The sequence below is a fragment of the Streptomyces sp. NPDC031049 genome (assembly GCF_055571015.1).
Map to the genome: position 1 here is coordinate 1 of NZ_JBVIGC010000024.1, position 16254 is coordinate 16254.

At 75.1% G+C, this 16254-nt stretch carries 10 protein-coding genes and 2 pseudogenes; 8 read left to right on the plus strand and 4 right to left on the minus strand.

Going from position 1 to position 16254, the window contains the following annotated elements:
- Nucleotides 1-181 precede the first annotated feature (181 nt).
- The 4 genes from ACZ45Q_RS30685 to gntD form a co-directional block, all read right to left on the minus strand.
- A complete protein-coding gene (locus tag ACZ45Q_RS30685) occupies nucleotides 182-640 on the minus strand; it encodes a nuclear transport factor 2 family protein (protein ID WP_468267316.1) in 459 nt (152 codons plus the stop codon).
- 103 nt (nucleotides 641-743) lie between these two features.
- Nucleotides 744-2411, minus strand: coding sequence for an MBL fold metallo-hydrolase (locus tag ACZ45Q_RS30690; RefSeq protein ID WP_468267318.1), 1668 nt, complete (start codon nucleotides 2409-2411; stop codon nucleotides 744-746).
- On the minus strand, nucleotides 2408-3727 hold the full coding sequence (locus ACZ45Q_RS30695) for an MFS transporter (RefSeq protein WP_468267320.1): 1320 nt from the start codon (nucleotides 3725-3727) through the stop codon (nucleotides 2408-2410). Before ACZ45Q_RS30695 ends, ACZ45Q_RS30690 begins: the two co-directional genes overlap by 4 nt.
- A gap of 65 nt (nucleotides 3728-3792) precedes the next feature.
- Nucleotides 3793-4878, minus strand: coding sequence for a guanitoxin biosynthesis L-enduracididine beta-hydroxylase GntD (gene gntD / locus ACZ45Q_RS30700; RefSeq protein ID WP_468267322.1), 1086 nt, complete (start codon nucleotides 4876-4878; stop codon nucleotides 3793-3795).
- A 255-nt stretch (nucleotides 4879-5133) separates the two neighbouring features.
- On the opposite strand from gntD, the gene ACZ45Q_RS30705 reads away from it, so the two are divergent.
- From ACZ45Q_RS30705 to ACZ45Q_RS30740, 8 genes and pseudogenes are all read left to right on the plus strand, one after another.
- The gene (locus ACZ45Q_RS30705) at nucleotides 5134-7005 is read left to right on the plus strand and encodes a B12-binding domain-containing radical SAM protein (protein ID WP_468267324.1); all 1872 of its coding nucleotides are present in this window, start codon (nucleotides 5134-5136) and stop codon (nucleotides 7003-7005) included.
- A complete protein-coding gene (locus ACZ45Q_RS30710; protein WP_468267326.1) occupies nucleotides 7002-8612 on the plus strand; it encodes an amino acid adenylation domain-containing protein in 1611 nt (536 codons plus the stop codon). The genes ACZ45Q_RS30705 and ACZ45Q_RS30710 overlap by 4 nt, the downstream gene beginning before the upstream one ends.
- Nucleotides 8609-9403 (plus strand): hypothetical protein, encoded by a 795-nt coding sequence (locus ACZ45Q_RS30715; protein WP_468267328.1) that lies wholly within the window; start codon nucleotides 8609-8611, stop codon nucleotides 9401-9403. Before ACZ45Q_RS30710 ends, ACZ45Q_RS30715 begins: the two co-directional genes overlap by 4 nt.
- Nucleotides 9400-9606, plus strand: coding sequence for a hypothetical protein (locus tag ACZ45Q_RS30720; protein WP_468267330.1), 207 nt, complete (start codon nucleotides 9400-9402; stop codon nucleotides 9604-9606). Before ACZ45Q_RS30715 ends, ACZ45Q_RS30720 begins: the two co-directional genes overlap by 4 nt.
- Before the next feature lie 138 nt (nucleotides 9607-9744).
- Nucleotides 9745-9882: a hypothetical protein gene (locus tag ACZ45Q_RS30725; protein ID WP_468267332.1), complete on the plus strand. Its 138-nt coding sequence runs from the start codon at nucleotides 9745-9747 to the stop codon at nucleotides 9880-9882.
- 76 nt (nucleotides 9883-9958) lie between these two features.
- A complete protein-coding gene (locus ACZ45Q_RS30730; protein ID WP_468267334.1) occupies nucleotides 9959-11047 on the plus strand; it encodes a hypothetical protein in 1089 nt (362 codons plus the stop codon).
- A gap of 229 nt (nucleotides 11048-11276) precedes the next feature.
- Nucleotides 11277-14966: pseudogene (locus tag ACZ45Q_RS30735) on the plus strand (amino acid adenylation domain-containing protein); the annotation flags it as partial.
- Between the two features lie 132 nt (nucleotides 14967-15098).
- A pseudogene (locus ACZ45Q_RS30740) lies at nucleotides 15099-16235 on the plus strand (amino acid adenylation domain-containing protein); the annotation flags it as partial.
- Nucleotides 16236-16254 lie beyond the last annotated feature (19 nt).

Here is a 16254-nt window from a genome sequence, read left to right on the forward strand (position 1 = left end):
GGACCCGCTGCCCGGCGAGACCCTCCAGACCGCGCTCGGCGAGATGATCGAGCACCACGGGGGGCTGCCCTGCTGCCTGGCCTGACCCCGGGCGGGGCGCACGACGACGCCCGGGGCGGCGGACCCGTGACCTCACGGGCCGCCGCCCCGGGCGGTGTGCGTGCGGGGAGCCGGGCCCGCGTCAGACCAGGTGGTCCTGGCGGACCACCCGGAACTTCGTCAGCACCTCGCCGTCCCCCCGGACGTCCAGCAGGTCGGTGACGAAGCAGCTCGGGCCGACCTGCGGCTCCGGCGTGCCGGGCCGGGTGTGCAGCACCAGCGCGTAGTACTCCGTGCGCACGGTGCCGTCGGTCTGCGGGAAGACCTGGAGCATGTTGAACCAGTGCCGGCGCTGCACCGGGTCGGCGGCGTGCTTGGACCGCTGGTAGTCGCGCACCGCCGCGGCGATCGCCTGCCGGCCCACCAGCGGGTCGGTGCCCGGACGGTGGTCGAAGACGCCGTCCTCGGTGAAGGAGGCGGCGAACTCCTCGGCCCGGAAGGCGTCCAGGTGGCGTACCTGACCGGCGTAGAACTGCTGGATCCGAGGGTAGAGCTCGGTGAGGCCGAGCGTCGCGGCGCTCACCTCGGCGGTGCTGGTCACGGGTCCTCCCGGGGGTCATGGCTGGCGTCTACAGCGCCCGACTCTGCCCGGCCCGGGTGGAAACGGGGTCGAGCCCGGCTGGGCCCGGGCGGGGCCCGGCGGGTCAGGCGCGGGCCCGCCAGGTCCGCTCGGCCTTCACGTACAGCAGTTCCGCCGCGATGCCCGCCGCCCGGCAGCGTTCCTCCAGCAGGCCGGTCTGGCGGATCTGCTCGGAGTCCGGGTCGTAGGACGAACCCGTCAGATGCCTGACCCACGGTTCCAGGCCCAGCGCGTACATGAACACCTCCGTCGCGCCGAACCGGCGCACCAGCCGCTCGGCCATCTCGGCGTCGCAGCCCTTCAGCCGCCGCGCCTGGTCGTGCTCGCGCTCGGTGGGGCGCTCCAGGAGCGGGCCGTACAGCCACGACATGGGCGCGCCCACGCACTCCAGGCCGATGAACACGGTGTCGACCGGCCCGGTCGTCTCGCGCACCCTGCGGTACACCTCGGGCTCGGTGTCGACGGCGTCCGTGGCGAACAGCACCCGCCGCCCGCCGATCTCGACCAGCGGCACCGCCTTCGCCCGGATGTCCAGGTCACCGTGCTCACCGAGGAACGGCAGCAGCGTGACGGCGGCGCCCTCCCCGACGTCGGCGGACTCCAGCTCGCCCAGCTCGACCACCCGCCGGAAGCCGAGCGCCCGCAGCAGCAGCTTCGGGCTGGGGTCCTCCAGCGAACCGCCGCCGGCCCGCGGCACGACCACCGTGTCCACCCGGTGGCGCAGCTGGAGCAGCGCCTCCACCGAGACGTGGTCGCAGTGCAGGTGGCTGAGGACCACCGCGTCGAGCCGCTCCGGCAGATCGGCGAAGGTGAAGTGGTCGTGGCCGTCGTCCGCGTAGTGCGGCAGCGGATCGAGCAGCACGGACGCCGCCGGCGACTCGAGGAGCACCGTGGCGTGGCCGAAGTACCGCATCCGTACGGTGCCCTCGGCGACGGGGGAGTGCGGGGCGGGCGCCCGGTCGGTGAACAGCGACGCGAACGTCTCGGCGGCGCCCTCGGCCGGGTCCGGGCCGAGCAGCCGCTCGGCCAGCTCCACCGGGTCGGCGGGCACCCGCGCGGCGGCGTACAGGTCGTCCAGCCGAGGGTCGGCGAACGGCACCGGCAGATCCACCCGGGACGGGTGCGCGAGGACCGGGCTGCCGAACGTGAACGGCTGCTCCGCATCGGGCCGCGGCAGCAGGCACACCGACTGCCCGGCCTGCCAGGCCTCCGCGGCCCGGTAGCCCAGCGCCTCGAAGAACCGCAGGCGGGGCCGGTCGGCGGTGTCGTACACCAGCTCCACCAGTCCGCGCAGCCCCTCGGGCACCCGGGCGTACAGGGACTCCATGGGGCGGCCGTCCGCCTCCTCGGTGAGCAGCAGCTGCGCGGCGCGGATGTCCTCGGCGAGGCGCAGCAGGCCGGTGGCGTCCCGCTCGGTGGCGGCCAGCAGCTCCCGCACGTCCTCGGGCGTGCCGCCGTACGGCGAGAGGAAGGGGCCGCCGTAGCGCGCCGGGTTGGCCAGCGCGGACGCGTGCACCTGCGGGGCCCGCAGATAGCTGCGCAGCATCGGCAGATAGCGGTAGTTCAGGTTGAGCGCCGCGGTCTGCGGCGGGACCAGATGGCACCAGGCGTACCAGCGGTGCAGCAGCGGCTGCGGCACCACGGACGGGCTCAGATAGCGCTTCACCACCCCGGCCGTGCCGCTCGTGCCGCTCCTGCCGTGCGTGCTGTGCGGGTTGTCCGTCGTGCTCATGGCGTGGCTCCCAGCTCCTTCTCGGCGCCCGGCTCCTTCTCGGCGGCGGACGGCTTCTCGGCGGCGGACGGCGGTGCGGACCCGGTGCCGCCCGGAGCCGGCCCGGCCGCGGGCGTCGCGGACCGCGCCGCCAGCACGCCCGGCGCGCACACCGCGAGGGTCAGGAAGATGCCGGCTCCGGCGACGATGAAGGCCAGCCGGGGATGGGTGTCGGGGCTGAGGAAGCCACCGCCCAGATACCCCAGCGTGCTGCCGAGGAACGCGGCCGACGACAGGGTGCCGCCCACCCGGCCCAGCACCTCCACGGGGACCGCCTTCTGCAACAGGGTCTCCTCGCCCACGTTGGCGACACCGTTGCCCAGACCGGCGATCACCTGCATCGCCACGGCCGCGTACAGCACCGGGGCCGCCGCCGTCAGCAGCAGGCCGAGCCCGGTGAAGAACCAGCCGAACAGGAACACCCAGGACGGTGAGCGGTGTTCCGCGGCGCGCACCAGCCACAGCGAGGAGGCCACCATCGCCACGCCGAACGACGCCGACAGCACACCGAAACCGAACTCACCGGTGTCCAGGGCGCGTTCGGCGAGGAAGACCAGCGCCAGGTTGTCCAGCGAGCCGAAGAACAGGCCGAGCAGGAGCAGCAGCACGATGGCCCGCGCCACGCGGTTGTTCCGTACGTGCCGCAGCCCCTCGGCGGTGTCGGAGAACAGCCCCTTCATCCCGGCCTGCTCACCCGAGCGCAGCGCCGGCAGCGCCGGGATGCGGGTCAGCAGCAGCGCGGACACCACGAAGGTCGCCGTGTTCAGCAGCAGTGCTCCGCGTGGCCCGGCCCAGGCGCACAGCAGACCGCCGAGCACCGGCCCGACCGCGGCCTGGAGGTTGAAGGCCGTCCCCAGCCAGGCGTTGGCCGGCATCAGGTCCGGCTCGTCGACCAGCCGCGGTACGACGGTGCGCCCGGCGGCGGAGAACACGGTCGACGCGGACGCCGCCACCACCACCAGGGCCACCAGCGCCACCAGTCCCGGCCGGGCCAGGATGATCACGCCGAAGACCACGGCCTGGACCACTTCCGTGACGATCAGCAGCCGGCGCACGCCGACCCGGTCGGCGAGGGCGCCCGCCAGCGGCCCGAAGAACCGCGGCACGGACTCGGCGAGCAGGATCAGCGACACCGCGGTCCCCGCGTTGTTCTCCCGGCTGACCAGCAGCACCAGGGCGATCATCGCCGCGCCGTCGCCGACCAGGGACACGGCGCGGGCCAGCCAGAACCGGCGGAAGGCGGCATGCCGCCGGATCAGATTGGGTTCAGTTGCCAAGGCCAGGGATCCTTTCGGGAACCGGGGTGGGGGGTGTCAGGACAGGTCCGGCCCCGTCGGGGGCATCAGACGACGGCACGGCCGTGCCGGCCGGTGCGCCGGCCCGCGCTGCGCCGCAGATCGGCGGTGAGGTTGAGGCGCTTGAGCCAGCGGTCCGTCCCGTCGTAGCGGGGCGTGAAGGGCCGGCGGCCGTGCACGGCACGCTTGTTGTCCAGCACGAACAGGTCGCCCGGTCCGATGCGGACGTCGGTCAGCTGCTCCTGGACGGCCGCCAGCAGCGCCCGGAGGGCGTCGGCCGCCTCCGGGTCGCCGTCCTGCGCCCGCATGAACGGCGGGTCGACCCGCAGCCACGGGGAGCGGGGGTCGCCCTCCAGCAGCGCCACCGGCTCCGGGCGGGTGGCCATCGTGCCGATCCGCGCGAACCGCCCCGCGTCGTCGGCGCCGTCGGCACCGGTGGCCTGGTTGAAGGCCTGGGTGTGCGACTCGTCGGGCAGGATGTGGAACCGCTTCTCGAACAGCACCCGGCGGACCGCCGGCGCGAGGCGCAGGTCGTCCAGCGCCGCGAACGTCGTGGCCACCCGGTCGTGGTTGCGCAGGCCGAGCAGCATCATCCAGTCCGCGCGCAGCGGGTGGAAGGCGTCCTCGGTGTGCCAGTCCAGCGCGGTGTGCGAGCCCGAGCCGAGCTGCTGGTTCTCGTGCCCGGCCACCGGGAACAGGTCGAGCACCAGCCGGCCGTCCTGCTGGCTGCGGAAGGCGAACGGCTCGCCGAGCAGCGAGCCCACCAGCATCAGCACCGCCTCGGCGCGGTGCAGTTCGGGCCGGTCGGGGCGCTCCTGGTACCTGGTCGGGGTCGGGCCGAGCGCGGCCTCGTCGACCGGCAGCCCGGTGATCACGAAACCGGCGTGCGGCCGGCCGGTGAGCCGGTAGTCGACGAGGGCGCGGCGCAGCGGCCGGGGCAGCTCGTGGGCCATCAGCGCGGCCAGCCTGAGCGCCCGGTCGGCGCTCAGCGAGCTGCCGGCCCGGACGTACTCACGGGCCAGCGCGGCCACGGCCCGGGCGTCGCCGGGCAGCAGTTCGATACGGGGGAGCGTCGCGGCGAGAGGTCTGCCGGCGGACGCTTCGGTGGGCTGTGGTGGTGCCAACGTCTGCATGGACGCTCCTGGCGGTGACGGGTGGGGAGGCGTCGGGACACGCCTGGCGGTCCACCTTGGCACGCACCCGCTCAAGGCCCGCTCAAGAACGTGTGGGGGCCATCGCTTCCCGGCCACTGCCACCCCGCTCGACCGGGACTTCCCGTCCGCTCGAGGGCCGCTCCACCCGGACTGCACGGCGCCACGCTGACATGGACGCATTCATTCGGCACCGCTCCCGGCACGTTTGGGGGTCCGACTCACACGGTGGTGAGCATGACGGCGACGACGACCCGGCTGAAGCGCCGCATCTACATGTCGGTCTTCAGCCGCTCCGCGTACCTCCCGGTCGTCTGGGGCGCGCTGCGCGCCTACGCCGAGACCCAGCAGGACATCGCCGCGGCCTACTCCTTCGAGGAGCCGTTCTTCCTGCCCGAGCACGCGGCCGACCCGGCGGACCGCATGACGGACCCGGCGGTCTTCGCCATGTCCTGCTACCTGTGGAACTTCAACAAGAACATGGCGGCCTGCCGTGCGGTGAAGGAGCGCTTCCCCGAGGTGGTCACCGTCGTCGGCGGCCCGCACGTCCCCGACGACGCCACCGCCTTCCTCGCCGAACACCCCTACGTCGACTTCGCCGTCCACAAGGAGGGCGAGGTCCCGTTCGCCGAACTGCTGCGGGCGCTGCTCGCCGAGGAACCCGACTTCGCCGCCGTGCCCTCGCTGAGCTGGCGCGCGCCCGACGGCACCGTGCGGCGCAACCCGCTCGGCGGCCAGCTGCCCCGTGACATCGACGTGCCGAGCCCCTGGCTGAGCGGCCTGATGGACGCCTCGTTCGACGCCGCCCGGGCCGCCGGCCACCTGCCGACCGTGCTGTGGGAGACCAACCGCGGCTGCCCCTACAGCTGCACCTTCTGCGACTGGGGCTCCAACACCCTGTCGAAGGTGCGCAAGTTCGACGAGGAACGGCTGCACGCCGAGATCGACTACTTCACCCGCCAGGAGGTCGCGGCCGTGCTGTGCTGCGACGCCAACTTCGGCATTTTGCCGCGGGACGTGGCCCTCGCCGAGCACCTCGTACGCAACCACGAACAGAGCGGGTTCCCCGGCAAGTTCGTCACCAGCTACGCCAAGAACGCCAGCGACCGGATCGTCCAGATCAGCTCCAAGTTCGTGAAGGCCGGCATGTCCAACGGCGCCATCCTCGCCATGCAGACCGGCACCCCCGGCGTGCTGGAGCAGATCAAACGCTCCAACATGCCCGCCAAGAACTACGAGAAGCTCGCCGCCCGCTTCAAGGAGGAGGGCGTCGAGGCCTACACCGAGGTCATCCTCGGACTGCCGCACGAGACACCCGAGTCCTTCGCCCGCGGCCTGTGCCGCATCCTGGAGATGGGCGTCCAGGACGACATCATGATCTACGAGTGCTGTCTGCTGCCCAACTCCGAGATGGGCAGCGCCGAGCACCGGGAGAAGTACGCCCTGGGGACCATCGTCCGCACCTATCTGCCCGACGACGTCGAACAGGTCGAGGTCGTCGTCGAGCACAGCACGATGACCCGCCAGGACTGGGTGGACATGTACCTGTTCGGTGCGGTGCTCCAGTCGATGCACAACCGCGGCCTGACCCGGCAGCTGGCGGTCTACCTGCACACCGAGGGCCTGCTGAGCTACGAGGACTTCTACCGCTCGCTCGCCGACGCGGCGATGCGCGACTCCTCCACCGTCCTCGGCGAGGCCGTCGACCGGGCCCGCGCCCTGCTGTGGGACTACCTGCGGTCCCCGGCGATCCCCAACGAGGGCAAGGTCGCCTCCCAGCCGGACATGATGGAACGCCTGGAGTCCTGGGTGCCGGGCAAGGAGTCCTGGCTGATCTACGAATGGTGCTGGGCGTACGTCCAGAACGAGATCGACCGCTTCTACCGCGAACTGCGCGCCCACCTGGAGGCCGTGGGCGTCAAGGCCGACGACCGCCTCGCGGAACTGCTCCGCTACCAGCAGGCCCAGGTCTTCACCGTCGCCGACACCGACACCCGCGTCGAGCTGTTCGGCCACGACTGGACGGCGTACTTCGACGACCCGTCCGCCGGTCTGAAGCCGGGGGTGCACATCGCCCGGTTCGAGGCGCCCGCGGCGAGGATGCGGTGACCGCGGCCCGGCGGCTGCTGGAGCGTGCCGCCGCCCACCCCGGGCGCACCGCGGTGGCACCGGCCGACGCCCGTCAGCCCGCTCTCAGCTACGGCCGCCTCGCCGCCGAGGCCCGCGACCTGGCCGCCCGGCTCGCCCGGCGCGGCGCCCGACCCGGCGACACCGTGGCCCTGATCGCCTCCAGCACCCCCGGATTCGTCACCGCCCTGCTGGCCCTGCAAGCCGCCGGACTGGTCTGCTCCCCCCTGGACGACGCCCAGCCCCCCGCCCGGGTACGGCGCGCCATGCGGGTGGCCGGTGCCCGCCTGGCCGTGGTGGTGTCACCGCGGCGGGCGGACCACTGGGCCCGCGAGCTGGGCGCGGCGGCGGTGGTCGCGGCCGGCCCGGACGCCCCGGCCGCCGACACCCGCGACCCGGACGACGCGCCGCCCCCCGGCCCGCCGTACCCGGCGGTCGCGGTGGCCGACGACGACCCCGCCTACGTACTGTTCACCTCCGGCTCCACCGGAACGCCCAAGGGCGTGCAGATCGCGCACGGCGCCTTCGCCCGGCACTGCGAGGCCGCCCGCGCGGCCTACGGGCTGGACGAGACGTCCGTGGTGCTTCAGTTCGCCTCCCCCGGGTTCGACGTGGCACTGGAGGAGATCTGGCCGACCCTGCTCGCCGGCGGCCGGGTGGTGCTGCGCGGCGACGGACTGTGGTCGCTGCGCGACCTGCTGGCGGTCACCCGCCGGCACGGCGTCACCATGTGGCAGCTGCCCACCGCCTACTGGACCCTGCTCACCGCCGAGGCCGAGACCGAGGCGGAGACCCCGCAGGGCCTGCTCCCGCCGCCCTCGCTGCGCTGCGTGCTGACCGGCGGCGAGGCGGCGGCCCCGGCCACCGCCCGGCGCTGGCTCGCCTCGCCGCTCGGCGCGGTGCGGCTGCTCAACGCCTACGGCCCCACCGAGGGCGTCGTCACCTCCACCCTGTACGAGGTGCCCCGGGAGGCCGGCCGGCTGCCCGGCGGCGAGGCACTGCCCATCGGCCGCGCCCTCGCCGGACGCCGCGCCCTGGTCGTCGACGAGCGGCTGCGCCCGCTGCCGCCGGGGCGGAGAGGCGAACTGCTCGTCACCGGCCCCTGCCTCGCGGACGGCTACCGGGGCGACCCGGAGGGCACCGGACGGGCCTTCGTCGAACTGCCCGACGGCACCCGGGCGTTCCGCACCGGCGACCTGGTCACCGAGGGCGCCGACGGGCTGCTCGTCTACCACGGGCGGTCCGACCGCCAGGTCAAGATCTCCGGGGTCCGCGTCGAACCCGGCGAGGTGGAGGCCGCGCTCGCCGAGTGCGCGGGCGTCACCGCCGCCGCGGTCACCGTGCACGGCGAGGGGACCCGCTCCCGGCTGGTGGCCCACGTGGTGCTGCGGTCCCCGCCCGCGGACCCGGCCGGCCGCTCCGGCGCCCTCCGCGCCGAGCTCGGCACCCGGCTCCCCGCGGCGCTGGTGCCCGCGCGGGTGGAGTTCCACGAGCGGCTGCCCCGCACCGCCAACGACAAGATCGATCTTTCCGCCCTGGCCGGAACCGTACGGACGGGCACCGCACCGACGGTGAGGAGCGACGCGTGACCCCGATGACCCCGACACCGACGACGACACGGACGAGCCCGGCGGCACCGGACACCGCGACGGCCACCCCGGCCGGCGCGGACGCCCGTCCGGACCCGCGGACGGACGCCGTGCGCGAGTTCGCCCACGCCCTGGCCGAGTCCGGGCACACCGCCGCGGCCGACGGGCTCACCGCCTTCGCGGACGCCCTCGCCGCCGCCACGGCCGACCCGCTGCACCCCACCGCCGTCCCCGGCTGGATCGTCGTCGAACGCGACACCGACGACGCCGATGCCACCGACGAGGCCGATGACGCCGACGGCGCCGACGGCGACGACGTCACCGTGGCCCTCGATCCGGCCGGACTGCTGCCGCTGTACGAGGAGCTGTGCCGCGTCCCCGACGCCGAACGGCTGCGCGCGGCCGTGGTCCTGCTGCTCAACGTCAGTGTGCGGCTCCAGCAGGTCTCCGGCGGCGCGACGGCGTCCGCCCAGCTGATGCAGACCGCCGCCCAGCTCTCGCCCGTGCTGGAAGCCGTCACCGGCGGCGCCCCGCCGCTCGTCGGCCGGGCCGCGCTCCAGCTCACCGAGGACGGGGACCGGCTGGTGCTGACGGAACCGCACAGCCGGTGGCTCGCCGCCGAGCTGGACCGGCTGCCCGAAGAGCGGCGCCGCCGCTCCGCACGGGGCCTCGCCGCCCTCGCCGAACACCTGGGGGAGCAACCGCGGACCCGGGACGCCGGGCGGGCCGTCCTGGCCGTCGCCCTGGCCGCCGTCGAACGCCCCGCCGACCCGGAGGGAGACCACACGTGATCACCAGCCAGACCCTGGGCACCACCCTGTTCCCCGTCAGTCTGGGGGGCCGGCTGGTCGAGACCGCCGTGGAGATCGCCCGCGGGGCCGCCGCCCGCCTCGCGGCCGGCCCCGACCCGGAGAGGCTGAGCGCGCTGGGCGGCGACCCGGCCGCGCTGCGCCGCCTGACCGCACCGGCACCCGCGGCCCCGGCGGGACAGTGACCCTTCCCCCGCGCGAGCCGGCACCGCCGCCTCCGCGCACCCCGAGACCCCGGCGCCGTCCCTGACGGACGCCGGCGCACCACCCGGTCCCGCCGCAGGTGGGAGCGGTACTCAACCCCGAGACGACCAGGAGTCGAGATGACCCGGAAGACCATGGACGTGCAGGCCGCCCAGCAGCCCGTCGAGGCCGCCCAGGCCACCAAGCCGGCCGCGCCCAAGCCGTCGATCAGCTCGCGCATCAGCAAGTACGGCAAGTACGACCGGCTCCAGGGCTGAGCCGATCTCTCCGGGGTGCGGGCGGTGACCGTTCCGCCCGCACCCCGGCACGTCGTCGTCGAAGAGAGGTTCCGCGATGTCCGCACAGCGCGTCATGATCGATCCCGAGCAGTTCCGCAAGGTGTTCGGCGGTGACCTCGGGGACGTGTTCCTCCTCGTCACCTCGCCCGGCGTGCGCGCGGGGCTCCAGGTCGCCACCGGCACCACCGTGCCCGTCCAGGAGTTCGCGTGGACCGGCCCGGACTCCCGCCAGGGGCTCATCGCCGAGATGGCCGCGCTGCGTGCCGCGGGCAAGCGGGGCTCGGTGCTGTGGATCGCGGACGACGAGTTCGTCCACTTCGACGACGAGGACCTGCGCGGCATGCGGCTCGGCGCGTTCTCCAGCTTCTCCGCGCCGTTCTCCGAGGAGACCCTGGCCGGCAGCGTCCGCATCGTCTCCGAGGTCGACTACGAGCGCGAACTGGAGATCGAGGAAACCTTCCTCACGCTGCTCGACCGGGCCGACGACATGCTCTTCCTCGGCCACGAGTTCGGCACCGAGGCGGTCTTCCGCCACCAGTACTCCGAGCACTGGTTCTCGCTGCACGGGCCGCTCCAGCCCGGCCAGCAGGTCGTGCTGCCCACCGGCGAACTCAGCTCCCTCGTCAACGCCTCCGGCGAGTTCGAGGACCACACCCACTTCAGCCTCGACGGCGACATCACCCTCCAGGGCGCGCCCATCGTGCACCGCGGCGGTCACGAGACGAGCCTCGCCGAGACCGAGCGCGTCTACCAGGACCTGGCGGCGATGGCCGACGAGCCCGCCGTCATCACCGTCACCGACGGCCGGATCACCGCCGTACGCCCGGCCCGCCCCGGCGCCACCCGGTTCGCCGAGGGGCTCGAGCGCCTGCTCGCCCACGACGACCGCTACGCCAAGCTCCACGAGATCGGCTTCGGCACCAACGCCGCCTGCACGCCGCTGCTGCCCGGCAACTACTTCGCCAACGAACGGCACCCCGGCGTCCACCTCGGCCTGGGCCTGGGCACCTTCACCCAGTTCCACGTCGACCTGATGAGCACGGCCATCGACGTCGTCATGCGCGGCGTCGACGGCCGCGACGTCGAACTGTTCCCGGCGCTCGGCCTGACCGCGGGCCACGCGCTGTCACCGGCCGCCGCCTGACCCACGCCACGAGGAGGAAGCGCAGGTGCTGCACGACGGTGGAACCCCCTGGCCGGCCCGGCTGACCCACGCGGACACCGAGCCGCTGCTCACCCCGGCCACGGGCCCCGGCCCCGCCCCGCACGACGCCGGGGCCGCCACCGCACCGGCGCCCGCGCCGGGGGCACCGGCCCCGGACGGCGCCCCCTGGGCACGCGTGCCCGCCGGAGCCGCCCGTGCCCTGCACGCCATGACCGGCGGGGCCCCCGAAGGGCTGCTGCTGCTGGTCGTGGCCGCCGCCCGGATCGTGGTGGCCGGGCTCGGCGGGTCGAACCGGGTGCCCGTGGTGTGCCCGGCCTTCGGGGAACGGGCCGCCGACGGCGCCGAGTTCGCGCTGCTCGCCCCGCTCGACCCGGACGCCCCCGCCACCGCCTTCGTTCAGGCCCTGCACACCGAACTGGCCACCGCCGCGGCCGACCCCTGGCCCCGGCGCGCCGCACTCGCCGACCGGCTGACGGCCACCGGCGCCGCCGACCCCGCCGTCCTGGAGCAACTCGCCGTCGTCTGCCCGGCCCTGCACCAAGGCCGCCGGCCCGCCGGCCCGGCCGGGGCCCTGCTGACCGCCGTACAGGACGGGCCCGACGAGCTGCGGCTGACCGCCGAGGGCTCCTCCGGTCTGGCCCGCGCGCTGCCGCGCTGCGTCGCCGCCGTGCTGGCGGCCCTCGCCGCCGACCCGCACCAGGCGGTACGGGACATCGACGTCCTCGGCGCCGACCAGCGGGCCGAACTGACCCTCCTCGCCGAACTGCCCGCCCCGGCCTCCTTCGCCCCGGCCACCCTCACCGGCCTCGTGGCCGAACAGGCCCGCCGGACCCCGGACGCCCTCGCCGTCACCGGCGAGGGCCGCACCCTGACCTACCGCGCGCTGGCCGACGAGGCCGAGCGGGTGGCGGGCGCGCTCGCCGGGCGGCACGGCATCGGGCCCGGCGACCGCGTCGCCGTGCTCGCCGACCGCGGGGCCTCACTCGTCGTGGCGTTCCTCGCCGTCCTGCGCACCGGCGCCGCCTACGTGCCGCTCGACCCCGGCCACCCCGCCGCCCGCCTCGCCCTGCTCACCCGGGTCAGCGGCAGCCGCGCCGTGCTGTGCGCCACCGCCGGGCACCCCGGCGCGGACGCCCTGGGCGCCCCCGTGCTCGACCTCGGCGAACTGCGCCGCGCCCCCGGCACGGTGTGCCCCGCCGCCCCCGGACCGGCCGACGACGCCACCGTCCTGTTCACCTCCGGCTCCACCGGAACGCCCCGCCCGGTCGCGCTGCGCCACGACCAGCTCGCCCACAAGGTGCGCACCGGCGCGGAGGAACTGGGCATCGACGCCGCGACCCGCACCGCGCTGCTCTCCGCGATCACCTCCGACGCCACCACCTTCCAGATCTTCGCCACCCTGCTCTCCGGCGGCACCCTCGTCGCCGTCGGCGCCCCCGACCGCATCGACCCGGCCGGCCTGTGGCAGCGCGTCCGCGACGGCGAGGTCACCCTCGTCAACTGCGTCCCCGGCCTGCTCTCCGCCCTGCTGCGCGGACTGCCCGACGGCGCCGCACTCCCGCTGCGCCACCTGCTGCTCGGCGGCGACACGATCCCGCGCGGACTGCTGCCGCGCACGGCGGGCCGGCTCAGCGTCGGCACCTTCGCCAACCTGTACGGGCCGAGCGAGGCCACCATCGACGCCACCATGTTCATCCGGCCCGGAGAGACGGCCCAGCGCCTGGACCGGGTGCCCATCGGCCGCCCCTCGCCCGGCTACGGCGTCCTCGTCGTCACCCCCACCGGAGAACTCGCCCCGGCCGGCGTCACCGGCGAGATCCTCGTCGCCGGACCCGGCGTCGCGGCCGGCTACGACCGCGACCCGGAGGCCACCGCGGCCCGCTTCACCACCTGCCCGCACACCGGCGACGCCCCCGTCTTCCGCACCGGCGACCTCGGCCGCTGGGGCCCCGACGGCGAACTGGAGTTCCTCGGCCGCGGCGACGGCCAGGTCCAGATCTTCGGCAACCGCGTCGAGACCGGAGAGGTCGAGCAGACCCTCGTACGCCACCACGGGGTCACCGAGGCGGTCGTCGTCCCCCGCACGGACGACGGGCAGACCACCCTGCACGCCTGGTACACCGGCACCACCACGCCCGAGGACCTCGCCGCCGCTCTGCGCGCCGACCTGCCCGCGCACATGCGTCCGGCCACCCTGCACCGCCTGGACTCCCTCCCCCTGACCCCGCACGGCAAGATCGACCGGCGTGCCCTGCTCGCCCTGCCGGCCGCGCACGACGGCCCCCGCTGGCAGCCGGCCGACCCGCTCGGCGCGCTCGTCGCCGCCGCCTGGAGCGAGGTGTTCGGACAGCCGCCACGCACCGGCGACGACGACTTCTTCGCCACCGACGGGCACAGCCTCGGCGCGGTCCAGCTGGTCGGCACCGTCTGCGAGGCGACCGGCCGGCCGGACGCGCTCACCGTCCACGACGTCCTCGACCGGCGCACCCCGGCCGCCCTCACCGCCGTCCTGCGCGAGCGCGGCGCCCGGCCCCGCGACCGGGCCCCCGCACCCCTGGCCGAGCCCGCCGCGCACCGCGCCGGACCGCTGCCCGCCACCAACGCCCAGCGCCGCATGTGGCTGCTGGACCGCCTCGACGACTCCCCGCTGCCGCCGTACACCATGGTCGAGGCCTACCGCATCGACGGCCCCGTCGACACCGGCCTGCTCGCCGCCCGCGTCGACGACCTGGTGGCCCGGCACGAGGCGCTGCGCACCGTGCTGCGCGAGGGCCCGCACGGGCTGGAGCAGATCGTGCTGCCCGCCCCCTCCGGGGTGCTGACCGTGGAGCCGGTCCCCGCCGGCACCGACCCCGACGACGCCCTGCGGGCCGCCTACACCCGCGAGTGCGCCTGGCGCTTCGACCTGGCCCACGGCCCGCTCACCCGCATGCACTGGCTGCCCGACCGGGACGGCGGCACCCTGCTGTGCACCATCCACCACGTGGTGTGCGACGGCTGGTCCTACGCGGTGCTGCTGCGCGACCTCGCCGACTCGCTGCGCCCCGACGCCCCCGTGCCGCCGCCCGCCCCCCAGTACGCCGAGCACACCCACGCGCTCGCCGAGCGCCTGGCCGGGCCGCGCGGCCAGGCGCACCGCGCCTACTGGACCCGGCAGCTCGCCGACCCGCCCGAGCCCCTGGAACTGCCCACCGACCGGCGCCGGTCCGCCACGCGCAGCTCCGCGGGCGGCAAGGTCCGGCTGACGCTGCCCACCGACCTCACCGACGCGCTCGCCGCGCTGTGCCGGGACGCCGCCGCCACTCCGTTCATGGGCGTCGTCGCCGCCGTCCGGGTGCTGCTGCTGCGGCTGTGCGGCGAGCGCGACGCCCTGCTCGGCACCATCGACGCCGGCCGCCACGACCGCCGCGCCGCCGAGACCGTCGGGCTGTTCGCCAACACGGTCGTGCTGCGCACCCCGGTCGACGCCGAACGCTCCTTCCGCGAGCTGCTGGCCGCCGTACGCACCACCGCCCAGGAGGCCCTGGCCCACGCCGAGTACCCCTTCGAGCGGCTAGTCGAGGACCTGGGGCTGCCCCGCGAGGCCGGCCGCAACCCGGTGTTCGACGTCCTGGTGGAGACCGCCCTGTCCGGCACCACCGTCACCGGGGACAGCGCCGGGCCCGCCGTGCGGCACATCGAACTCGACCCGCCCGTCAGCGACTTCGACCTCGCCTTCAGCTTCCTGGAGCCCACCGGCCAGCGCCCCGGCGAACTGTGGATCGGCTACACCGACGACCTCTTCGACCGCGCCACCGCCGCCCGCATCGGCGAACGGCTGCGCACCCTGCTGACCGGGCTGCTCGCCGACCCCGACGCCCCCGTGCGCCGCGCCCCGGTGCTGCCCGCCGACGAGCGCCGGGAACTGCTGCACGACGTCAACGACACCGCGGCCCCCTTCCCCGAGGACGCCACCCTGCTCGACCTCGTCGAGCGGCAGACCGCCCGGACCCCCGACCGGCCCGCCGTCGTGCACGGCGCCACCACCCTCACCTTCGCCGAACTCGACGCCCTGGCCGAGCAGGTGGCCGCACGGCTGCGCACCGCCGCCGACCCGGCGCCCGGGCGGCTCGTCGCCGTGGTGACGGAGCGCACCGAGTGGATGGTCGTCGCCGCGCTCGCCGTGCTGAAGACCGGCGCGGCGTTCCTGCCGCTCGACCCCGAGCAGCCCGCCGACCGCCTCGCCTACGCCCTCGCCGACAGCGGCGCCGTCGCCGTCCTCGCCGACGGCGCCCACCACGCCCGCGCCACCGCCGCGGCCCGCGTCCCCGTCCTCGACCCGCGCACCGGGCACCCCACGCCGCCCACCGCACCGGCCGCCGCCCGCCGCGCCGGGCCCCGCGACCTCGCCTACATCATCTACACCTCCGGCTCCACCGGCCGCCCCAAGGGCGTCATGGTGGAACACCGCGGCATCGTCAACACCGTCCACTACCGGGCCGGCTACTACGGCTTCGACGAGGGCGCGGCCGTCCTCCAGGTGCCGCCGCTGCACTCCGACAGCGGCGTCAACGACGTCTTCTCCGCCCTGATCGCGGGCACCCGCGTCGTCGTCCTGGCCAAGGACCGGCTGCTGGACGTCGCCCATGTCGCGGAGGAGATCCACCGCAACGCCGTCACGCACATCATGATGGTGCCGAGCCTGTACCAGCTGCTGCTCGAACGCTGCGCCGACCGGCTCCGCTCCGTCCGCCAGATCGTGCTGGTCGGCGAGCGGCTGCCCGAGGAACTCGCCGCCCGCCACGCCCGCCTGCTCCCCTCCACCGTGCTCTACAACGAGTACGGCCCCACGGAGGACAGCGTCTGGACCACCGTCCACCGCATCACCGATCCCGGCGCCGACGTGCTCATCGGCCACCCCATCGCCAACAAGACCGTCGACGTCCTCGACCCCTACGGCGACCTCGCCCCGTTCGGCGTCCCCGGCGAACTGTGCGTCTCCGGCGCCGGCCTGGCCCGCGGCTACCTCAACAACCCCGCCCTCACCGCCACCCGCTTCGTGCCCAACCCCGTCCGCCCCGGCCGGCGCATGTACCGCACCGGCGACCTGGCCGTGCGCCGGCCCGACGGCAACCTAGCCTTCCTCGGCCGCATCGACGACCAGGTCAAGATCCGCGGACAGCGCGTCGAACCCGGGGAGGTGGCCG